The organism is Telluria sp. GW821-FHT07G12 (assembly GCF_059418525.1).
The window spans coordinates 262,858-283,920 of the sequence record NZ_JBWKQA010000001.1; the positions used below are offsets into that span (position 1 = coordinate 262,858).

Here is a 21,063-nt window from a genome sequence, read left to right on the forward strand (position 1 = left end):
CGATCCTAGCAGTCTTCTCAACGCGCCGGCGCAGCCACCACCAGCCGCGAAAAGCTGGCAATGCTGGCGACCGCGGCAAACGCCGCCGCGATGGCAATCGCATACCAGGTGCCGTGCATGTGGAACACGGTCAGGCAGAAGGCCACCAGCGCCGCCCCGGTCGACTGCCCGACCAGGCGCGCGGTCGCCACCATGCCGCTGGCGCTGCCGCTGCGCGAGGCCGGCGCGCTGCTCATGATCGCCTTGACGTTGGGCGCCTGGAAGAAGCCGAAGCCGACGCCGCAGACCGCCATGCGCCAGCCGATGTCGAAGGCGGACGGATTGCCGCCCATGCCCAGCAACAGGACCAGCCCGGCCGCCAGGATCATCAGGCCGACGCCGCCCAGCAGACCCGGCGCATAACGGTCGCTGAGGCGCCCCGCCACCGGCGCCATGACGCCGACCATGACCGGCCACGGCGTCAGCAGGAAACCGGTCTCCACCGCCGAGCGGCCTAGCTGGCTCTCGAAGTAGAACGGCAGCGCCACGAAGGCCAGCGCCTGCGCCGCGAAGGTGCAGACCGCCGTCAGCGTCGACAGCGTGAACAGCGGCAGGCGGAACAGGTCCATCGGCAGCAGCGGTGCGGGATGGCCCTTCTGGCGCCGCAGCAGCAGGAAAAAGAAGAAGAGCGCAATCAGGGTTTCGGGCAGCAGGGTGCGCATGCCGACGCGGTGCGCGGCGTCGCCCAACGCCAGCACGGCCATGCCGAAGGCGGCCACGTTGTACAGGCCGGCCACGCCGTCCACCTTGTGGCTGGCGCGCCCCGTCTCCGGCAGCGCCTTGCGGGCCAGGAACCAGCCGAGGATGCCGGGGATGACGTTGATCCCGAACAGCCATTCCCAGGACGCCACGCTGAGGATGATCGAGGCCAGGCTCGGCCCGAGCGCGAAGCCGATCGCGACCACCAGCGCATTGTTGCCGAAGCCGCGCCCGTGCAGCTTGGCCGGATAGACCGCGCGGATCAGCGCCGAGTTGACGCCCATGAGGGCCGACGCGCCGATGCCCTGGAACAGGCGCCCGACGATCAGCACCGGCAGCGACCACGCCAGCGCGCAGGCCAGCGAGGCCGCGGTGAAGATCGCCATGCCGGCCACATAGACGCGCTTGTAGCCGATGGTCTCGCCCAGCGCCGCGATGGGCAGCAGGGTCGCGACCATCGCCAGTTGGTAGGCGTTGACGATCCAGACCGAGTCCGCGGGGCTGGCATGCAGCTGCTGGGCCATGGCCGGCAGCGCGGTGTTGGCGATGGCGGTGTCGAGCGCGGACATGCCAACGCCGAGCGAGAGGGCCAGCACGGCCCAGATCAGCTGGCTGCCGGAAAGTCCATCCACCAAGGTCGCGGGTTTCTCGTAAGTACCTGTATTTACTGGCGTTTTCATGCTCGGCCCGCGACAAAAGACCGATTATAGGAGGCTTGGGCGAGGTCTGCTGGGGAGGGGCTATATTCCCGGCTGGCCGCCTTCCATGTGCATGAACTTCTGCTTCAGTGCGGCCAGTCCGTCGGTGTAAATGCCGAGGAAAAGCTGCGTTACCTCCTGTTCGCTGGCGCCCGCCGGCGTAAATCTGCCGGACCACTCGACCACCGACGCCGTTTCGCCGGCGGGCTTGACGCGCAGCGTCGAGCAATAATCGGTGGCCGGGAAAGGGGCCCGCAAAATCGAATAGCTGTAATAGCGCTCCTTGTCGTTGAAAGCTTCGAGCCGTTCGACGATGGCTTCGCCAGCCGGATTGGCAAGCGTGCGCACGCGCCCGCCTTCGCTCGATTCGCTCTGGGGAATGTAGGGCAGCCAATCGGGCAGCGCATCGAAGCCGCCGATCAGTTGCCACACCCGGTCCGCAGCCACCGGTAGTTCGATGCTTGCAATGGTATTCGCCATGTTCTTACTCCTTCATATCGCCTGGCAGCGGCGCGTCGTTCGATACCAGTCCCTGTTCGCGCATCTCTTGCCAGAAGGCGGCCGGCACTTTTTCGTTCAACGCGGCGTGGTCTTCCAGGATGCGTTCCGGACGGCTGGCGCCGGGAATGACCGCCGCAACGGCCGGATTGGCCAGGGCGAACTGCAAGGCCGCCGCCTTGACGCTGACGCCGTGGGCTTGCGCGATCGCCTTGATCCGCTCGACCCTGGCGATGATGGCCGGCGAGGCTTGCTGGTATTCGAAGTGCGTCCCACCCGCCAGGATGCCCGAGCTGTAGGGGCCGCCGACCACGATCGCCACCTCGCGCTCGGCCGCGGCCGGCATCAGGCGCTGCAGCGCGCGCTCGTGGTCGAGCAGCGTATAGCGGCCGGCCAGCAGCATGACGTCGGGCTTCGGTTCGTTCAGGTCCAGGATCAGCTCCACCGGCTCGACCCGGTTGACGCCCAGCCCCCAGCCCTTGATGACGCCTTCATTGCGCAGACGGTCCAGCACGCGGAAGGCGCCGGTACGGGCCGTTTCGAACTGGGCCAGCCAGTCGTCGCCATAGAAGTCCTGCGCGACGTCGTGGATGAAGACGAGGTCGAGGTGATCGGTCTTCAGGCGCTTCAGGCTGTCTTCGATCGAGCGCAGCGTGGCGTCGGCGCTGTAGTCGTTGACGATCTTGTTGGGAAGGCCGTACTGGAACACGCCGCCCTTCTCGCCCAGCTGGCGGGCGGCAGGGTCTTCGACCTCGTCGAGGATCACGCGGCCGACCTTGGTGCTCAATACATAGTCTTCGCGCTTGTGACCGGCCAGGGCGTCGCCGAGCCGGATTTCCGACAAGCCGGCGCCGTACAGCGGCGCGGTGTCGAAGTAGCGCACACCCTGGTCCCAGGCCGCGTCGACCGTTGCCCGCGCCTCAGCGTCGGGAATATTGCGGAACATATTGCCCAGGGGTGCGGCGCCGAAGCCCAGTTTGCTTTTCAACTTGTGACGAATGCTCATCTCGATTCCTTTTTAAGAAGTGAAGAACGTGAAGCAAAGTGTAGGTTGACGAGATCAGACTGTCCAAGACATAATTTGCACGACTTGAGTCTCAAAAGGTCTTACATGTTGGATATACGCCAGCTGCAGTACTTCGTTACCGTCGCCGAGGAAGAGCACGTCGGACGGGCGGCCGAGAAGCTCCACATCTCGCAATCGCCGCTGAGCCGGCAGATCGCCCAACTCGAAGAAAAGCTTGGTTTGACCTTGTTCGAACGCAGCCAGCAACGCATCCGGCTGACGCGCGACGGCCGCACCTTCCTGGCCGAGGCGCAGGCTTTCCTTACCCACGCCAAACGCCTGGAGTCCCTGGCCAAGCGCCTCGGGCGCGGCGACGAGGGCGGCCTGTGCATCGGCTATATCGAAAACGCCATGCACGCCGGCGTGCTGCCGGCCGGCCTGCGCAGCCTGCGCGCCACACGGCCATCGGTGCATGTGGCGCTCTACAGCCTGCATACTTCGGAGCAGCTGGAAGGCCTGCGCCAGCGCAGCCTGGACATCGCGCTGGTCTGCGATCCGCCGCCGCCCGGCGACCCCGATCTGGAAGCCGCGCAAGTGCTCAGCGATCCGATGATCCTTGCCCTGCCGGACGGCCATCCGCTGTGTGGGGTGAAAGAGTTGCGGCCGGAAGACCTGGCCGGCCAGGACTGGATCGCCGTGCGCCACCACGAAACCGGCGAACACCATCACGCCTTCGTCGCCGCCTGCGTGCGCGCCGGCTTCACGCCCAATATCAGGATGGAAGCCAGCGAGCCGACGACGGCGCTTGGACTGGTGGCGGCCGGCCTGGGCGTGGCGCTGGTGCAGCAGGGCTTGCGGCACCAGGCGCCGCCGGGCGTGACGCTGCGCGAACTGCCATGGTTCAGCCACCGTGCACCCCTTTGGGTGGTCTGGCACCGCATCAACATGCGACCGCTGGTGGCCACCTTCCGCGAGATTCTGCAGACGAAAAAAAAGGCCTTGTGATTTCGCACAAGGCCTTCCGTATTCTGGCTCCCCGACCTGGACTCGAACCAGGGACCTGCGGATTAACAGTCCGTCGCTCTACCGACTGAGCTATCAGGGAATTGAGACGCAGATTATAGCTGCTCAGTTGCCGTTTGACCAGAGCCAGTGCACGGCATCAGCAAGGCATGCTGGGACGCCGTGTGAAAATCGCGCCAGACGCGGTTGATGGTGCTGTCCTCGCGCGCCGCATACAGGCCGCAGTAGGGGTAGAGCGCATCGACCGCACGGCGGGAGGCGCTCACCCATTCCATGGACAGCGCCTGCATCTGCGTGGCTTCTTCATCGCTGACCGGCGCCCCCGCCGCCACCTGGGCCCAGGTCGCGTCCAGGCGCGCGTAGAAGCGTTCGCGTACGCCATCGAGAGAAGCACCGGTCGAATCCAGCAGCGCCCGCACGGCCGGCACTTCGATCAGCGGCTCGCCCTGCCCGCCAAAGCGGTTGCGCCGGTGCGCGAGGCACTCCTCCGCTAACTCGACAAAATGCGAAGCCATGCCGGCCACATTGGCCGCCAGCGTGACAAACGCAAACGCCAGGAAAGGAAAGCGATACAGCGCGCCCTGCTCCCGAGCCCGCGCAGGATCGATCTCGAAACCATGGTCCGCATGCACCCATTCCCCGGACACGCGGTAGGCATGCGAAGCCGTCGCCCGCAGGCCGATGCTGCGCCAGCGCGGCACGATCTCGACCAGCGCGGCCGGCACCACGAAGGCCCGCACCAGCGGCATGCCGTCGGCGTCCAGCAGTGCTTGGCCATTTTCACGTAACAAAGCATTGAAAGTGAAGTGGGTCGCCATCGGCGCCCCGCTGGCGTAATCCCAGAGCCCGTTGATCCGCCAGCCCTCCCCTTCGCGGTCGGCGTAGCCTGTCGGGGCGCCGCTGCCGGCCAGGCAGAGATTCGGCGTCGCCAGGATCTCGCGCGCCAGCCGCGGCGCCAGGAAGCCGGCGAACCAGCCGGCGCCGGCGCACAGGGTCACGGTCCAGCCCATGCTGCCGTCGACGCGGGCGATGGACTCCTCGAGCCGCACGACCTCGGGCAGTGCCAGTTCGAAGCCGCCGACGGCGCGCGGCGCCAGCATGCGCAGCCAGCCGCGGTCAATGATCAGCGCCTGCTGCGCCGGATGCAGCCAGCCTTCCCGGTCGGCTTCAAAAGCATGTTCGGCAATCGCTGCGGCGTCGTGTTCGGAAAGTGCGGAGATCATGGCGTGCTCTGGAAATGAAAAAGGCCGCTTCGATGAAGCGGCCTTTCCGTATTCTGGCTCCCCGACCTGGACTCGAACCAGGGACCTGCGGATTAACAGTCCGTCGCTCTACCGACTGAGCTATCAGGGAATTGAGGCTCGCATTATAACCGCTGGATAGAATCCGGCAAGTTTTTTTGCGAATCGCGGCCGCCCGGCACGCCTGCGCGCGCTTTGCTATAGTGGCCACTTCCCCCCACACCATCCACACCAATGACGAAAGCACCCATTCTCGGCACGCCCCTCTCCCCTTCCGCCACGAAGGTCATGCTGCTCGGCTCAGGCGAGCTCGGCAAGGAAGTGATCATTTCCCTGCAGCGCCTCGGCATCGAGGTGATCGCCGTCGACCGCTACGCGAACGCGCCCGGCCACCAGGTCGCGCACCGCGCCCACGTGATCGACATGACGGATGGCGAGGCCCTGGCCGCGCTGATCGCACGCGAGCAGCCGGACCTGGTCGTGCCCGAGATCGAGGCGATCGCCACCGACAAGCTGGCCGAGCTGGAAGCCGCCGGCGCCATCACCTGCATCCCGACCGCGCGCGCGGCCCAGCTGACCATGAACCGCGAAGGCATCCGCCGCCTGGCCGCCGAGGAACTGGGCCTGGCGACGTCTCCCTACCGCTTCGCCAGCAGCCTCGAAGAGCTGAAACAGGCCTGCGCCGAAATCGGTTTTCCCAACGTCGTGAAGCCGGTGATGTCATCCTCGGGCAAGGGCCAGTCGAAGCTGGACAGCGCGGACGACGTCGAAAACGCCTGGAACTATGCGGCCGCCGGCGGGCGCGTGGATGCCGGCCGCGTGATTGTCGAGGGCTTCATCGATTTCGATTACGAGATCACCCTGCTGACCGTGCGTGCGACGAACGGCAATGGCGAGATCGCCACCCAGTTCTGCGAGCCGATCGGCCACAAGCAGGTGCACGGCGACTACGTCGAGTCATGGCAGCCGCAGCCGATGAGCCCGCGCGCCCTCGAGAGCGCGCGCGAGATCGCCACCAAGGTCACCGCCAGCCTGGGCGGCCGCGGCGTGTTCGGCGTCGAGCTGTTCGTGAAGGGCGACATGGTGTGGTTCTCGGAAGTCAGCCCGCGCCCGCACGACACCGGCATGGTGACCATGGCGACGCAGATCCAGAGCGAGTTCGAACTGCACGCGAAAGCCATCCTCGGCCTGCCGGTGAATCCGGAACTGCGCTCGCCGGGCGCCTCCGCCGTCATCTACGGCCAGCTGGAGCAAAGCGGCATCGCCTTCGAGGGCGTGGCTGAAGCGCTGCGCGTGCCGGGCGCGGACATCCGCCTGTTCGGCAAGCCGGAATCCTTCAGCCGCCGCCGCATGGGCGTGGCGCTGGCGACGGCGCCGGATGTCGACACCGCGCGCCAGCGTGCGCTGGAGGCGGCGGGCAAGGTCAAGCCGGTTCCGGGCAAAGCCTGAGATGGACCATGCCGGAATCGCATCGGCCTACGATGAGATTGCCGACCGCTGGCTGGACGGGCAGTTCAGCCAGAGCAACGGCATCCGCCAGCATGCGCAGGCACTGCGCTTTCTCGAGGACGGCGCCGAGGGCTGGGCGCTGAACGTCGGCTGCGGATGCAATACCCGCTTCAACGCCTTGCTGCGCGACCGCGGCCTGCGCATCGAAGGCGTCGACATTTCGAAGCGCATGCTCGACCTGGCCAGCGACGCCGACCCGACCGTCCTGCTGCACCACGCAGACGTCTGCGAATGGCAGCCCGCGCGCCGCTATCGCTTCATCTCGGCCTGGGACAGCATCTGGCACGTCAGGCTGGACCGGCAGCGCCCGCTGATGCTGAAGCTGATGCATGCGCTGAAAGATGGCGGCGTTTTCATTTTCACCGCCGGCGGCCTGGATGCCGAGGAGAGCCACGTCGACTCGACGATGGGGCCGGAAGTTTATTACGGCACGCTCGGGATTCCGGGCCTGCTCGAGGTCATCGCGGAGGCAGGCTGCGTTTGCCGGCACCTGGAATTCGACCAGTTGCCGCACAAGCACCTGACGATCACCGTGCAGCGCCCGAGCGCATCAGCCGGGGATCGTAGGTCCACTTCCTGAGCTTGTGCGCCGCGATCCGGGCGGCATCCGGATGCAGCGGGTTGATCAGCACATTCCTTTCTTCGCTCACGATTACCGAGGGCACGATCAGCAGCGCGCTGCTATTCGCCTTGAGCCAGCGGTCGCCTTCGTCGAGACTGGTTTTACCGGCCGGAATGGCATCCCAGCCCACCGCGGGCGGCAGCAGCGAGCTCGCTCTCGCCCAGACCTCGTCGGGAATCGCCAACTCCACAAGGTAGCGGTTCAGCGGCAGGCCGCCGGCATTCAGGTGGACAAAGGTTTCGAGCACGGCCAGCGAGATATTGCTGGCGCAATAGATCACGGCGCTGCCGGGCCGGTTCCAGCGGCCGCCCGATAGCTTGGCGCCGGTGCCGCTCAGGTCGTCCGCGGTGTAGCCGGGCGCATCGGTTGCGATACGCCAGACGCTGATCAAGCGTAGGCCCCGGTCTGCATCGTCGCGATCAGGCGCGAGATCATTTCCTGGCCTTCGATGGTGTCCATGTAGTCGGCGGGAGAGGCGCCGCCGAGCGCGGGGATCGGCTCTTCCATCCAGTGGGTGAGCCAGCGGGCGGCGTCGAAGTCATGCATGAGCTCGGGATCGCCGGATTCCTCGAGCATGGCCTCGACCTGGCCGATGAGCTTGGCCATGCCCACGACTTTTTCGCTGTCTTCACGCGACAGCGATTCGTTGCGGCTGGCCTTGCGGTTGACGGTGGCGGTGGCGATGTCCAGCATCGTGAACACTTTTTCTTGCTGGATATCGAGGCCGCTGACGAAGTTCTTGAAGTCGGCGGCGCTGACGCCGCTGCGGATGAGGTCGATGCGGTCGACCGGTGTCGTTTGATAAAGCTCACGGAAGTTGAGCCAGCGGCTCTTGCCGTCATCATCGGACTCAGGGAGAACTTGCTGCGCTGCCATCGTCATGATTTTTGCTCCTTTGAGCAGAAATAGTAGATCAAATGAGCAGAGCGCACAAGCGGCGTCGCCAAATGAAAAAGGCCGCTTCGTTTGAAGCGGCCTTTGACAACTCTTGCTGAATTCTGGCTCCCCGACCTGGACTCGAACCAGGGACCTGCGGATTAACAGTCCGTCGCTCTACCGACTGAGCTATCAGGGAATTGATGTTGCTATTATAGCTTCCCCATCGCGACTTGCACAGGGCAACTTCCCAACCGTGCACGCCTCGCCGAGGCTTGAAACTTTGGCTCCCCGACCTGGACTCGAACCAGGGACCTGCGGATTAACAGTCCGTCGCTCTACCGACTGAGCTATCAGGGAATCGTCTTCCGATTCATGCGTGCTGAATTGGAAGAGCCAAGAGTTTAGAGAACTTTTGCGATGGCGTCAACGACCCGATCGATGTTCTTCGAATTCATCGCGGCAACACAGATACGGCCGGTGTCGACGGCGTAGATCGATTCCTCGCGCAGCTTGCCCACCTGCTCCTTGGTGAGACCGGAGTACGAGAACATGCCGACCTGCTTGCGCACGAAGTCGAAATCGCGGCCAGGTGCTTTTTCGGCCAGCTTTTTCACCAGCTCTTCGCGCATCTCCTTGATGCGCACGCGCATGCCGGCCAGCTCGTCTTCCCACAGCTGGCGCAGTTCTGGGGTCGACAGCACGGTGGCGACGACCTTGCCGCCGTGCACAGGCGGGTTCGAGTAGTTGGTGCGCACCACGCGCTTCAGCTGCGACATGATGCGCGCCGCCTCTTCCGCGGACGACAGCACCACCGACAGCGCGCCCACGCGTTCGCCGTACAGCGAGAAGGACTTCGAGAACGAGTTCGACACCAGCAGCGGGCCGCCGGCGTCGACGAAGCGGCGCACCACGGCGCCATCTTCGGCGATGCCCGAGCCGAAGCCCTGGTAGGCCATGTCCAGGAAGGGAATCAGGCCGTTTTCGCTGACGGCCTGGATTACCTGGCCCCACTGGTCGGCGTTCAGGTCGGCGCCGGTCGGGTTGTGGCAGCAGGCGTGCAGCACGACGATCGCGCCTTCCGGCATGTTGCGCAGGTCGGCCAGCATGCCTTCGAAGTTCACGCCGTGGGTGGCGGCGTCGTAGTAGGCGTAGTTGTTGACATTGAAACCGGCGCTTTCGAACAGCGCGCGGTGGTTTTCCCAGCTCGGGTCGCTGATGTAGACATCCGAACCCGGCGAGAAACGCTTCAGGAAGTCGGCGCCGATCTTCAGCGCGCCGGTGCCGCCCAGGGCCTGCACGGTGACTGCACGCTTCTCTTGAATTACGGCGCTGTCGGCCCCAAATACGAGTTCTTGTACAGCCTTGTCATACGTACCCAGGCCTTCGATCGGCAGGTAGGTACGCGGCGCCGGTTGTTCCATCAGCATCGCTTCCGCCTTGCGCACACATTCCAGCAGAGGCACCTTTCCGTTGTCATCGTAGTAGACACCGACGCCCAGGTTGATCTTGGCCGGATTGGTATCTGCATTGAAGGCTTCGGTAATGCCGAGGATAGGGTCGCGGGGGGCCATGGCAATGGCGCCAAAGATGCTGGCAGGAGCTGTGGAATTCATCGTGATAAACTCTGGTTTGTCGGCTGGGTTCGCAGCGGTTGTATAGACAGCGGCTTGAATGTTGCAGTGCCGCAGGCGGATTCCCATTCTAGCAAAGGTCTGAATTCATGGCAGAACTATCGGTCGTTAACACCCCAGAGCCCACCGTCATCACTTACCCGAATTCCCCGTTCAAGCTGCACCAGCCCTTCCCGCCCGCCGGCGACCAGCCGACCGCGATCCAGGGTCTGATCGAAGGCATCGACGACGGCCTGATGTACCAGACGCTGCTGGGTGTAACGGGTTCCGGCAAGACTTACACGATGGCCAACGTGATTGCCCGCGCGGGCCGTCCGGCGATCGTGTTCGCGCCGAATAAAACGCTGGCAGCCCAGCTGTACGCGGAGTTCCGCGAGTTCTTCCCGCAAAACGCGGTCGAGTACTTCGTCTCCTATTACGACTACTACCAGCCGGAAGCCTATGTGCCGCAGCGCGACCTGTTCATCGAGAAGGACTCGTCGATCAACGAGCACATCGAGCAGATGCGCCTGTCGTGCACCAAGTCGCTGATGGAGCGGCGCGACGTCGTCATCGTCGCCACCGTCTCGGCCATCTACGGTATCGGTAATCCGAACGAATACCACAAGATGATTCTGACCCTGCGCGCCGGCGATAAAGTCGCGCAGCGCGACGTCATCGCGCGCCTGATCCAGATGCAGTACACGCGCAACGAGATGGACTTTTCGCGCGGCGCCTTCCGCGTGCGCGGCGACACCATCGACATCTTCCCGGCGGAGCACGCGGAACTCGCGATCCGCGTCGAGATGTTCGACGACGAGATCGAATCGCTGCAGCTGTTCGACCCGCTCACCGGCAAGGTGCGCCAGAAGATCCCGCGCTTTACGGTCTACCCGGGCTCGCACTACGTGACCCCGCGCTCGACCGTGCTGCGCGCCGTCGACTCGATCAAGGCCGAGCTGCGCGACCGCCTCGAACAGTTCCGCGAACAGGGCAAGCTGCTGGAAGAACAGCGCCTCGAACAGCGCACCCGCTTCGACCTCGAGATGCTGGCCGAAGTCGGCTTCACGAAGGGCATCGAGAACTACTCGCGCCACCTGTCCGGCGCGATGCCGGGCGAGCCGCCGCCGACGCTGATCGACTATCTGCCAAAAGACGCGCTGATGTTCATGGACGAGTCGCACGTGATGGTCGGCCAGCTGAATGCGATGTACAACGGCGACCGTTCGCGCAAGACCAACCTGGTCGACTATGGCTTCCGTCTGCCGTCGGCGCTGGACAACCGGCCGCTGAAGTTCCAGGAATTCGAGAGCAAGATGCGGCAGTGTATTTTCGTCTCGGCGACGCCTGCCGATTACGAAAAGGAAAAGGCCGACAACGTGGTCGAGCAGGTGGTCCGTCCGACCGGCCTGGTCGACCCGCAGGTGATCGTGCGCCCTGCCCGCTCGCAGGTCGACGACCTGATGGGCGAGATCAACGACCGTATCGCCAAGGACGAGCGCGTGCTGGTGACCACGCTGACCAAGCGCATGGCCGAGCAGCTGACCGAATACCTGGGCGACCACGGCATCAAGGTCCGCTACCTGCACAGCGACATCGACACTGTCGAACGCGTCGAGATCCTGCGCGACCTGCGCCTGGGCACCTTCGACGTGGTGGTCGGCATCAACCTGCTGCGAGAGGGCCTCGACTTGCCAGAGGTCTCGCTGGTGGCCGTGCTGGACGCCGACAAGGAAGGCTTCCTGCGTTCCGAGCGCTCGCTGATCCAGACCATCGGCCGCGCGGCGCGTAACCTGAACGGCGTGGCGATCCTGTACGCGGATCAGATCACGGACTCGATGAAGAAAGCCATCGACGAGACCGAGCGCCGCCGCGCCAAGCAGATCGCCTTCAACGAAGCGAACGGCATCACGCCGAAGGGTGTGAACAAGAAGATCAAGGACATGATCGACGGCGTCTACAGCGCTGCCGCCGCCAAGAACATGTCGCAGGCCGAAGAGACCGCGAAGATCGAGGGCATGAGCGAGAAGCAGATTTCGAAAGAGATCAAGCGGCTGGAGAAGCTCATGGTGGATCACGCCAAGAACCTCGAGTTCGAGAAGGCGGCCCAGGTGCGCGACCAGCTGCATGTGCTGAAGCAGCAGGCATTTGGGGCGCCGGGGGCGGACAACGTGGTGTCCATTCTGGGCAAATAAACGGTCTTGGAACTACAATGCAAAAGCGACCCGCGGGTCGCTTTTTTTATGTCATCGCCGACTCAGCCAATCGGCGGCACCGGGTTCTCGCCCGACACCAGCACATATTCCTTGCCATTGAAGCGATAGCGCGCCGTCTCGCGCACCGTGTGCGTGGGGTGCTCGACAAGATCGCCTTTCGCGTCCTCGGTCACGCGGAAGTGCTTGCCTTCGAAACTGACGACGATATCGCGATATTCGTTTGCACCTGGTGCCGGCACGGTGCCGATCTTACCGTCGACGTCCCAGCAATCTGCCGTTTCCGGCATGCAGCCGCCCGCGTTGCTGGACAACTCCTTGAAGCCACCGAGGCTACGCATGCCGTGGTCGAGATCGAATATTTCCGCGATGGCGATCGTGCTGCCGAACCAGGTGCCGCCCGAGGACACGACGATGCCTGTCTTGCCTGCCCCGAGATCGATCCACTTCACCATGCCGATGTTACCGCTGGAGCCCATCGTGCTGACTTCCCGATGCCGCTCGATCACCTGCCATGCCCCGTCTGCCTGGCGCAGCGTGTAGACGTTCAACATGCCCGGCGACGCATGGGCAGCAGCGTCGCCGCCATTCTCGTCGGACGGACCGCCGTTGACGACAACCGCCGTGCGCCCGTCGGGCAAGCGCCTGGCCGCGTACAGGGTCATGCGCCAGTAGCCCTCGTTTTCGCCAGTCTCAATCTGGGCGACGGCGGCGCCATCCTGAGCGTGGTAATCGTCGCCAAAAATCGCCTGCATCAGCGCTGCCTCTTGCGCCTTGCCGACGCTGGGGGCTTCGACGGCCAGGTCGGAAGTAACCGACGCGGCGGCAACTGCAGCCGGTCTGGCCGGCGCCGGGCGCTGTACGGCCGGTGCCTCATGGCGCGAGCAGCCGGCAAGGCAGCTTGCAGCCAGCACCGTCACGGCGGCAAGGGAGCGGGTAGCGGAAGGAAGGGTGAAATGCTTCACGGCTTGAATGGAGTATTGAACACGGTGGCAATAATGCCTGAGCTCAACAATTGACGGAAGAGTCCGCTTGAGAAGTCCGCCACATCCCGCCCTGCACCACCTCGGGTAGCGTGCGGCGCCACCCGATCGACAAAAAAAAGCGGCCCGCAGGCCGCTTCTTCGAAGCCGAAAACGCTTACTGCTTGCGACGGCGGCGCAGGCCACCCAGCATCGCACCACCCAGGGCCAGCAGGGCCAGGCTGCCCGGCTCCGGCACGAAGGTGATGTGGCCGCCGGTGGCGTCGAGCAGGTAGTCGGTGTAGCTGCCGAGCACGATGCCGCCGAAATAGGTGCCGAAGGCGCCGTCGACGTCGCCTTCGTTCCAGGTGCCGCCGAAGGTGTTGTTCGCGACTAGCATCAGCTCGCCGTTGCGCATGATGAAGGACGGGCCGCCGGAGTCGCCGCCGCCGATGTTGCCTTCCTTGTCGTTCGCCAGCTGCGGGGTGCAGATGCCGAACTGCTCGCAGAACAGATCCTTGCCCGCGCCGTCGAAGTCGGCGTAGTACACCTCCTGGTTACCGGAAGCGAAGTGCTTCTCGTCGTCCAGATCGAACAGGTCGATGTAGTTTTCGCCGGTGCGCTTGGTGAAGAAACTCGGGCTGATGTAGTAGCCGTTGGTGCCGTCGCCCGAGGTGCCGTAGCCGGCCATGATGATGTGCGTGCCTTCGCTGAGCGGCGAGGCCGAGACCTTGTAGATCTTGGCGTCGGCGGGCGCATCCTCGCTCAGGGTGATGACCGAGATGTCATCGTTGACGCAGAACGATTTGACGCCGGCCGGGCAATTGCCGAAGCCGGCGTAATCCGGATTCATCGAGACTTCGGATGCCTTGATCAGCTGGTAGTCGGCGCCGTGGTTATTGAAGATGACGCGCACGTCCTGACCGGGACGGTTGATGTCGATCAGGGCGCCGTTGCCGTTGGTATCGACGCAATGGCCGGCCGAGATCACCTGGCGCTTGCCCACCAGGGCGCCGGAGCAGATGTAGGACTCGCGCACGCCGGCGTCGTTGTAGTAGCGGATGTTAATGCTGACCACACCAGAGAACGCGGACGATGCCACGTTCGGGTCGACGCGATTTGCCGGCGTGTCCGGCAGCGCGCCCGAGACGATCAGCGGCGTCAGCGAGCCGGTCGACCCGATGACGGCGGCCTGCGCCTGCGTGCCGGCGGCCATCGCGGTAACGATGAAGGCGGCAGCGCCGAACAGTTTCTGGTAGATGGTTTTCCGTGTCGGCATTTCGTATCCTTTTATAAGAACTCGTTATGTGCGGTAACGTACGCCGCAGCATATCAGCAGGAAACGTGCCAGGAAGAAAATTCCCTATGGAATCAATCTCTTATTGAATTTTGTAAAGTATTTACACGGAAAAAATGTAAAATTTCTCGACGCATCACGTTTTCCATTTAGACACATTTATGTCCGCATAGAAACCCATCATGCATGGCGCTACAGAGCGTTACATATCTTACGGAAAAGTTTCAGACCCTCGTGTTAATGTCGATCCAGGCTTATCAAAACAGAAAGGAATGCCCATGAAAGCTCGATTGATCGCCGCCGCGGCGCTCGCACTGTTCCATCTGGCAGCCAGCCCCGCCTTCGCAGCACCGGATATCACCTACCTGCAGAACGAACTCGACGGGCGCGGACGCTGCCTTGGCACGGCCGGCCCAAGCGTCGCCATGATGGCCTGCACCCAGGCGCCGACCCAGCAGTGGTTCGCCACCCGCGGCGAGCTGCCGGGCTTCGACAAATTCCATACGATGGCGGACGGCGAAAGCGTCTGCCTGGCCGTGCATCCGAACGACAGCAAGAACACGCTGGCGATGGAGCCCTGCAGCAAGGCCGACAGCCAACAGTGGTATCTCGAACGCGTGAGCGATGTCCCGCGCCAGATGCGCCTGACGAACCGCGAGACGGGCGCCACGCGCTGCCTGGAAGCCGTGCAGACCGGCATGCGGGTGACGCCGTGCGGGCGGAGCCTGGAGGGGCACCGCTGGCACAGCAACTACATCCCGACGATGTAGGCTTACTTCACGTCCAGCAGCTCGACGTCGAAGATCAGGTTGGCGTTGGGCGGAATCGGGCCGGCGCCCTGCGCGCCATAGCCCAGCGCGGCGGGCACGATCAGGGTGCGCTTGCCGCCAACCTTCATGCCCTGCACGCCCTGGTCCCAGCCCGGGATCACCTGCCCGGCGCCCAGGTTGAAGCTGAACGGCTCGCGGCCGACCGAGGAATCGAACTGGGCGCCGTGCTGCTTCTCCGCGTTGGGCGAATACAGCCAGCCGGTGTAGTGGACGACGACGGTGGAACCGGCCACCGCTTCCTTGCCGATGCCCGGCACGGTATCGATCTTCTGCAGGGCCGCCGGGGTGGCGTCGGCCGGGGCGGCGCCCGGTGCTTCGCCGCGCTTGCAGGCGGCGAGGGTGAAGGACAGGGTGAGGCCGAGGGCGCAGACGGAAAGCAGTCGTTTCATGATGGTCTTTCGGTTGATTGATTCAGAGGGTCTTGACGAAGGCGCGCACGCCGCCCAGCAGCATCTCGATCGACATCGCCGTGAGGATCAGGCCCATCAGGCGTTCGAAGGCAGTCATGACCTGGGCGCCGAGAGCCTTCTGCAGCCGCTCCGCCGCCAGGAACACGGCCAGCCAGACCACGCCGACGGCGGCCAGCGCGGCCACGTGGATCATCACCTCCTCCGTCGTCTGCGAGGAGAACAGCAGCACGGTGGCCAATGCCGAGGGCCCGGCCAGCGCCGGAATCGCCAGCGGCACGATGAAGGGCTCGCCGCCTTCGCTGCGGCCTAGCACGCCGTCCGGATGCGGGAAGATCATGCGGATCGCGATGATCAAGAGGATCACGCTGCCGCCGATGCGCAGCGAGATGTCGGTGAGCTGCAGCGCCGCCAGGAAGTGGCGCCCGAAGAACATGAAGAGCAGGAGCAGCAGGAAGGCGATCGCGCACTCGCGCAGCACGATGCGCGGCCGGCGTTCCGGGGCGACGTCCTTGAGGGCGGTGACGAACAGCGGGACGTTGCCGAAGGGGTCGGTAACGAGCAGGAGCAGGATGAAGGTCTGGAAGAAGCTTTGGGTCATGAGCGGGCCGAGGTAATTCCAGCAATCTTAACCGATAGCCACATCCTAAGGGCCTGCTCACGTGCACCAGGCTCGTCATCGCATCCACGTACAGCGTCTTGTCGTCGGCATACAGCGGCAGCAGCGGCGTCACCGACACCTGGTTCAGCTTCGTCTTCCTGATCTGCTGGGTCTGCGGATCCTTGAACACGGCATAGGGCACGTCCTGGATCACGTAGGGCTCGCCCTTCACCTGGCCGATGATCATCAGCACGTGGCCGGGCACCACGATCAGGTCGCCCACCTGCGCCTCGGCCAGCGCCTTCACGCGCTCGGCGTGGCTGTCCTTGTCCGTGAAGGTCCTGTGCTGGAAGGCGCTGCTGGCGCCCTGCAGGCCCGAGCTGGGCGGCAGCAGCACGCCCATGCTGCGATACACCTCGCTGGTCAGGCCGCTACAGTCGCGGGCATTGAACTGGTGCCCCCAGCCATAGCGCTCGCCGAGCAGCTTGAAGGCCTGGCGGATGATGTTGGCGCGCGTGACCGGCAGGTAGCCCGGCGCGCTGTCCGTACTGCGGCGCAGCAGGGCCGGTTTGAAGGCCAGCTTGCCGCCCTGCCCTCGCACCGGCAGCAGCAGCGGCCAGGAAGCGTAGGGGCTGGCGCCGTTCACCGGTTCACCTGGAGGGACGTCGGCGGCCGGCAAGGCCGTGCCCATGTCCAGCAGCACTTCCGACACCTCGGGCGCTTCCGGCGTGAACACGGTGCGCACCTGATCGCCGGTGACGACGCGGCCGGGCGCCCTGGTGGCATACGCGAACACCTCGTCGCGCGTGCCTTCGGCGATGTCGTTCGCGCGCACCCAGGCCGGGCCTTGCGTCGACATCACCAGCAGCCACTGGCGGTCCGCGCTCGCGTGCGCGATCACGACCGGCTCGCCGGGGAAAAGGATGCCGGCCTGCAGGCTCTCGTAGTCGCGCTGGTCGGCGGCGGCGTAGAAAGTGCGCTCGGTCGGCAGTGAGCGCAGCTGGGCGCGGCGCACGCTCAGGCCGTAGCGGGCCGGCGTGCTCGCTGCGATGCGTTCCGCGGCGGCGTTCTTGTTGATGGAGGCCAGCAGCGCGGCGCTCACCGGCTTGCCGTTTTCGTCGCTGCCGATGTCCACCGGGGTCTGGCGGGCCTGTTCGACCCAGCCCGCTATCAGACTGCGTTCCAGGGATGCAGGGACATGCTGTAGGTCGACGAAGCCGCCGCCCTGCGCGTAGACCAGCATGCGCTTGGCTGCCGCCTGGCGCGCATCGAGCAGCACGGCGTTCGGCTCCAGCAGGCGGCCGATCCAGAAGTCAGGGCTCAGCATCTCCTCGCTGAAGGCGGGGATGCCGGAAGCGGAAACGGCGGGGAGCGGCGGGTCCGCGGCCAGTGCCGCCGGTGCGGCGCAAGTCATTGCCAGGATGAGGGCCAGCGCACGTGTTTTCATCGTTCGTCTCCGTCCAATACCGCCTGCAGTGCAAGAATGTCGACCGGCTTGACGAAGTGGTGGTCGAAGCCCGCCGCACGGGCGAGCGTGCGGTCATGCGCCTGTCCGTAGCCCGTCAAGGCCAGGTAGCGCGCCTGCGCCGTCGCCGGTTCACTGCGCAGGCGCCTCGCCAGTTCGTAGCCGTCGATGTCCGGCAGGCCGATGTCCAGCACTAGTACTTCCGGCACGAAGGACGGCAGCTCGGCCAGCGCGGACCTGCCGTCGAAGCGGACCCTCACCTCATGGCCCAGCGCCGCCAGCAGTTCGCCCAGAGTGCTGGCCGCATCCGCATTGTCGTCGACGACCAGGATGCGCTTGGCTTTCCCCACGGCGCCGGGCCGGGCCGGATCCGCTTCGTCGGCCGGCAGCCCGCCGGCACCCTCCAGCCGGGGCAGCGACACTTCGAACACACTGCCGCGGCCAGGCCCGTCGCTGCGCGCGCCAACCTCGCCGCCATGCAGGGCCACCAGGCTCTTCACCAGCGCCAGGCCGATGCCAAGCCCGCCCTGGGAGCGGTCGGGCGTGCGCACGCCCTGCGTGAAGATGTCGAACACGAAGGGCAGCAGCGAGGCTTCGATCCCGCTGCCGCTGTCGGCGACGGCAACCCGCACCTCGCCCTCCTCGACCTGCACCTCGACGTCGATGCGGCCGCCCTGCGGCGTGTACTTGGCGGCGTTACCCAGCAGGTTGACCAGTACCTGCACCAGGCGCGTATGGTCGCCGCACACCGACGCGTGGCGCGCGCCGGCGTGCACGTGCAGCGCGTGCCCGCGCGCCTCGATCAGCGGCTTGACCTGTTCGACCGCGCTCGACACCACCGACTTCATGTCGAGCGGCTTCTTCTCGAGCTCGACTAGGCCGCGGGTCACGCGCGACACGTCCAGCAGATCGTCCACCAGCTCGGTCATGTGGCGCACCTGGCGGTCGATGATGCCGGCGGCCTGGCTCAGGCGCCGGCCGTCCGTGCCGCCCAGCTTGAGCAGATCGGCCGCGGCCTTGATCGGCGCCAGCGGGTTGCGCAGTTCGTGCGCCAGCATTGCCAGGAACTCGTCCTTTTTCGCGCTGGCGCGCCGCAGCTCATCCGAGGCCAGGCGCTGCTCGTGCACATCGGTGACGGTGCCGAGCCAGCGTAAGCGCCGGCCGTCGGGACCGTCGACCGCCACGGCACGGGTCTGGCACCAGCGGTATTCGCCCGTCGGATGGTAGCGCAGCCGGTATTCGATCTCGTAGGGCTCGCCGCTTGCCAGTGCCTGCTGCCAGAGCTGGCCCGCACGGGCGAGGTCGTCCGCGTGTACGATCTCTGGCCAGCGCTCGCTCCCGGCCGGGCCGGGAGGCAGACCGGTATACTCGTACCAGCGGTCGTTGAAGAAATCGTGGATCCCGTCCGGCAGGCAGGACCAGACCAGGTGCGGGATGGCGTTGGCGATGGCGCGGAACTTGATCTCGCTTTCGCGCAGGGCGGCTTCGGCGCGCACCTGTTCGCTGATGTCGAAGTGCGTCACCAGCGCCCCGTCGACGCCGCCGGCCGCATCGCGCAGCGGCGCGGCCTTGACCATGACGGTGCGGCGCGTGCCGGGCCGGTCAAAGGGTTCGATGTTGATGATGCCGCCGGCATCCTCCTCGCCGCGCAGCGCGCGCGACATCGGCCAGTCGTCGGGCGCGAGCGGCTCGCCGTGCCGCGCCGAGCCGTCGGCCCACCAGCCCTTGTAGACGGCGTACTCCTGCCAGCTCTCGGACATCGGGTAACCGGCGCCCCAGATTCGGTCCATCGCCCGGTTGCCGCCCACCAGCTTGCCGCTGGCTTCGGCGATCAGGATGCCGCTGGGGACAGCCTCGAGCAGCGTGTCCAGGCGGTCGCGCTGGCGCTCGGCCATCTCCGCCGCGTCCTTGCAGCGCATTTCGGATTCGACGTGGTCGGTCACGTCGCCGCCCTGCACGAAGATGCCGCGTATGCTGCCGTCGCAGTCGAACATGGGCTGGTAGACGAAGTCGACCCAGCGCTCCTCCAGCGCCGCATCGGCCACCCGCTGCAGCCCGACCGGCACGCGCCGGCCGATATACGGCTCGCCGCTGGCGTACACCTTGTCGAGCAGCTCGAAGAAACCCTGGTGCTCCAGCTCCGGCAGCACTTCGCGCAGCGGCTTGCCGATCGGGGCGCGGGCGCCGATCAGCTGCCGGTAGGATTTGTTCGCCAGCTCGAAGCGGTGCTCGGGGCCCTGCAGCACGGCCATGAAGCCGGGCGCGTTTTCGAACAGCAGCTGCAACTGCTCCGCCTGTTCGCGCAGGTTGCGCTCGGCGCGCACCTGCTGCGTCACTTCGGTCAGCACGCACAGCGTGCCGCCGACCATGCCCTTGTCGAGGTAGACCGGGGTGTACGAGAAATCGAACCAGGCCTGTTCGAGGCCGCCGTTGCGGACGATCGTGAAGGGGTGGCGCGTGAAATGCAGAGACTCGCCGCCGAAGCTGCGGTCCAGCAGCGGGCCGACCTCGTTCCACACCTCGCTCCAGCTCTCCTGCATGGGCCGGGCCAGCGCCCACGGATGCTTTGCGCCAAGTACCGGAAGATAGGCTTCGTTGTACAGGAAGGTGCGCTGCGCGCCCCACACCAGGAACATCGCGGCATTCGAGTTGAGCATCAGCTCCAGCACGGTCCGCAAGGGACCGGGCCAGCCGGCAGGTTCGCCAAGCGGCGAGCGCGCCCAATCGACTTCGGACAGCAGCGCATGAAGGTCGCCGCTCGCATTCAGCAGGGGATCGTGCACGGGTGGCTCCGAGGTCGGGTATTCATTGCAGGCGGCAATGATAGCAAATACTCAAGCTGCGCGCCGGTGTGCGCGGACGGGCTGACGGCGAAAAAAATCGGGGCGCGTGGCCCCGATCTTTTAGTCCTGCGTTACGAATCAGTTCTTCTCGAACTTCTTCATCCACGCCGCCAGCTGGTGCGGGCGCAGGCCGTCGTAGTCTTCGAACGGCTGGTGGATCCACGGATTGTGCGGCAGGTCTTCCAGGTGGTAGTCAGGCTTGTAGGCCGAGGTACCCTTGACCCACAGGACCGCCGAGCGCACTTCCGTCACGTCCGGATAGTTGGCCTTCAGGTGGTCGCTCACCTTCATCAGGGTCACGCCCGAATCGGCCAAGTCGTCGACCAGCAGGATCTTGCCGGCCAGCGGGCCCTTGGTCATCGTCATGTACTTGGCGATGTCCAGGTTGCCCTGCTTGGTGCCGGCTTCTTCGCGGTAGGAGCTGGTCGACAGGATCGCCAGCGGCACGTCGAAGATGCGGGAGATGACGTCACCCGGGCGCACGCCGCCGCGCGCCAGGCACAGCACCATGTCGAACTTCCAGTTCGATTCGTAGACTTGCAGCGCCAGGCGCTCGACCAGGCGGTTGTACTCGTCCCAGGAGACCCACAGGTCCTTTTCGGTCGATGCAGGAGTATTCAT

The 21,063-nt window shown here is 65.2% G+C and carries 18 protein-coding genes, 4 tRNA genes and 1 pseudogene; 5 read left to right on the forward strand and 18 right to left on the reverse strand.

The genetic code is table 11. The annotated features are described in order from the left end of the window. Positions 1 to 17: 17 nt before the first annotated feature. From AC07PE_RS01305 to AC07PE_RS01315, 3 genes are all read right to left on the reverse strand, one after another. Positions 18 to 1,370 (reverse strand): MFS transporter, encoded by a 1,353-nt coding sequence (locus AC07PE_RS01305; RefSeq protein ID WP_498760862.1) that lies wholly within the window; start codon positions 1,368 to 1,370, stop codon positions 18 to 20. A 108-nt stretch (positions 1,371 to 1,478) separates the two neighbouring features. Further along, complete coding sequence (locus AC07PE_RS01310) at positions 1,479 to 1,916, reverse strand: SRPBCC family protein (protein WP_498760864.1); 438 nt, start codon at positions 1,914 to 1,916, stop codon at positions 1,479 to 1,481. 4 nt (positions 1,917 to 1,920) lie between these two features. Continuing rightward, positions 1,921 to 2,940, reverse strand: a complete 1,020-nt coding sequence (locus tag AC07PE_RS01315; protein WP_498760866.1) for an aldo/keto reductase — start codon at positions 2,938 to 2,940, stop codon at positions 1,921 to 1,923. Positions 2,941 to 3,045: 105 nt separating this feature from the next. On the opposite strand from AC07PE_RS01315, the gene AC07PE_RS01320 reads away from it, so the two are divergent. Next, entirely contained in the window at positions 3,046 to 3,945 is a 900-nt protein-coding gene (locus AC07PE_RS01320; protein ID WP_498760868.1) for a LysR family transcriptional regulator, read from the forward strand. Positions 3,946 to 3,969: 24 nt separating this feature from the next. Here the strand turns inward: AC07PE_RS01320 and AC07PE_RS01325 are convergent. The 3 genes from AC07PE_RS01325 to AC07PE_RS01335 form a co-directional block, all read right to left on the reverse strand. Further along, a tRNA-Asn gene (locus AC07PE_RS01325) sits at positions 3,970 to 4,045 on the reverse strand. Between the two features lie 13 nt (positions 4,046 to 4,058). Further along, a complete protein-coding gene (locus AC07PE_RS01330; RefSeq protein ID WP_498760869.1) occupies positions 4,059 to 5,186 on the reverse strand; it encodes an acyl-CoA dehydrogenase family protein in 1,128 nt (375 codons plus the stop codon). A 54-nt stretch (positions 5,187 to 5,240) separates the two neighbouring features. Further along, a tRNA-Asn gene (locus AC07PE_RS01335) sits at positions 5,241 to 5,316 on the reverse strand. Between the two features lie 122 nt (positions 5,317 to 5,438). Here AC07PE_RS01335 and purT point away from each other — a divergent pair. Together purT and AC07PE_RS01345 are read left to right on the forward strand one after the other, a co-directional pair. Further along, the gene (purT, locus tag AC07PE_RS01340; RefSeq protein ID WP_498760871.1) at positions 5,439 to 6,653 is read left to right on the forward strand and encodes a formate-dependent phosphoribosylglycinamide formyltransferase; all 1,215 of its coding nucleotides are present in this window, start codon (positions 5,439 to 5,441) and stop codon (positions 6,651 to 6,653) included. Position 6,654: 1 nt separating this feature from the next. After that, complete coding sequence (locus AC07PE_RS01345) at positions 6,655 to 7,293, forward strand: class I SAM-dependent DNA methyltransferase (RefSeq protein WP_498760873.1); 639 nt, start codon at positions 6,655 to 6,657, stop codon at positions 7,291 to 7,293. Here the strand turns inward: AC07PE_RS01345 and AC07PE_RS01350 are convergent. The 5 genes from AC07PE_RS01350 to AC07PE_RS01370 all read right to left on the reverse strand — a co-directional run bounded on the left by AC07PE_RS01350 (position 7,241) and on the right by AC07PE_RS01370 (position 9,827). After that, the gene (locus AC07PE_RS01350) at positions 7,241 to 7,726 is read right to left on the reverse strand and encodes an RES family NAD+ phosphorylase (protein WP_498760875.1); all 486 of its coding nucleotides are present in this window, start codon (positions 7,724 to 7,726) and stop codon (positions 7,241 to 7,243) included. The two genes, AC07PE_RS01345 and AC07PE_RS01350, sit on opposite strands and share 53 nt — an antisense overlap. Next, positions 7,723 to 8,217 (reverse strand): Xre family toxin-antitoxin system antitoxin, encoded by a 495-nt coding sequence (locus AC07PE_RS01355; RefSeq protein ID WP_498760877.1) that lies wholly within the window; start codon positions 8,215 to 8,217, stop codon positions 7,723 to 7,725. The genes AC07PE_RS01350 and AC07PE_RS01355 overlap by 4 nt, the downstream gene beginning before the upstream one ends. Before the next feature lie 117 nt (positions 8,218 to 8,334). Further along, positions 8,335 to 8,410 (reverse strand) — tRNA-Asn (locus AC07PE_RS01360). 85 nt (positions 8,411 to 8,495) lie between these two features. Beyond that, positions 8,496 to 8,571 (reverse strand) — tRNA-Asn (locus AC07PE_RS01365). Positions 8,572 to 8,615: 44 nt separating this feature from the next. Beyond that, positions 8,616 to 9,827, reverse strand: coding sequence for an amino acid aminotransferase (locus tag AC07PE_RS01370; protein WP_498760879.1), 1,212 nt, complete (start codon positions 9,825 to 9,827; stop codon positions 8,616 to 8,618). 107 nt (positions 9,828 to 9,934) lie between these two features. Here AC07PE_RS01370 and uvrB point away from each other — a divergent pair, with 107 nt between their 5' ends. After that, on the forward strand, positions 9,935 to 12,019 hold the full coding sequence (gene uvrB, locus AC07PE_RS01375) for an excinuclease ABC subunit UvrB (RefSeq protein ID WP_498760881.1): 2,085 nt from the start codon (positions 9,935 to 9,937) through the stop codon (positions 12,017 to 12,019). A gap of 62 nt (positions 12,020 to 12,081) precedes the next feature. Here the strand turns inward: uvrB and AC07PE_RS01380 are convergent, their stop codons facing one another. After that, complete coding sequence (locus tag AC07PE_RS01380) at positions 12,082 to 13,002, reverse strand: hypothetical protein (RefSeq protein ID WP_498760882.1); 921 nt, start codon at positions 13,000 to 13,002, stop codon at positions 12,082 to 12,084. Positions 13,003 to 13,177: 175 nt separating this feature from the next. After that, positions 13,178 to 14,278, reverse strand: coding sequence for a trypsin-like serine protease (locus tag AC07PE_RS01385; RefSeq protein WP_498760883.1), 1,101 nt, complete (start codon positions 14,276 to 14,278; stop codon positions 13,178 to 13,180). 296 nt (positions 14,279 to 14,574) lie between these two features. Between AC07PE_RS01385 and AC07PE_RS01390 the strand changes: the two genes are divergently transcribed. Continuing rightward, positions 14,575 to 15,066, forward strand: a complete 492-nt coding sequence (locus tag AC07PE_RS01390; RefSeq protein WP_498760885.1) for a ricin-type beta-trefoil lectin domain protein — start codon at positions 14,575 to 14,577, stop codon at positions 15,064 to 15,066. Positions 15,067 to 15,068: 2 nt separating this feature from the next. Here AC07PE_RS01390 and AC07PE_RS01395 read toward each other — a convergent pair whose 3' ends face one another. The 5 genes and pseudogenes from AC07PE_RS01395 to AC07PE_RS01415 form a co-directional block, all read right to left on the reverse strand. Continuing rightward, positions 15,069 to 15,515: an FKBP-type peptidyl-prolyl cis-trans isomerase gene (locus AC07PE_RS01395; RefSeq protein WP_498760887.1), complete on the reverse strand. Its 447-nt coding sequence runs from the start codon at positions 15,513 to 15,515 to the stop codon at positions 15,069 to 15,071. 22 nt (positions 15,516 to 15,537) lie between these two features. After that, entirely contained in the window at positions 15,538 to 16,134 is a 597-nt protein-coding gene (locus tag AC07PE_RS01400; RefSeq protein WP_498760888.1) for a MarC family protein, read from the reverse strand. Between the two features lie 292 nt (positions 16,135 to 16,426). Beyond that, positions 16,427 to 17,581, reverse strand: a pseudogene (locus tag AC07PE_RS01405) (SH3 domain-containing protein); the annotation flags it as partial. Then, the gene (locus tag AC07PE_RS01410) at positions 17,578 to 20,382 is read right to left on the reverse strand and encodes a hybrid sensor histidine kinase/response regulator (RefSeq protein ID WP_498760890.1); all 2,805 of its coding nucleotides are present in this window, start codon (positions 20,380 to 20,382) and stop codon (positions 17,578 to 17,580) included. The pseudogene AC07PE_RS01405 and the gene AC07PE_RS01410, both read right to left, overlap by 4 nt. A 138-nt stretch (positions 20,383 to 20,520) precedes the next feature. Continuing rightward, positions 20,521 to 21,063 carry a phosphoribosyltransferase gene (locus AC07PE_RS01415; protein ID WP_498760892.1) on the reverse strand — a complete coding sequence of 181 codons (543 nt, stop codon included), beginning with the start codon at positions 21,061 to 21,063 and terminating at the stop codon, positions 20,521 to 20,523.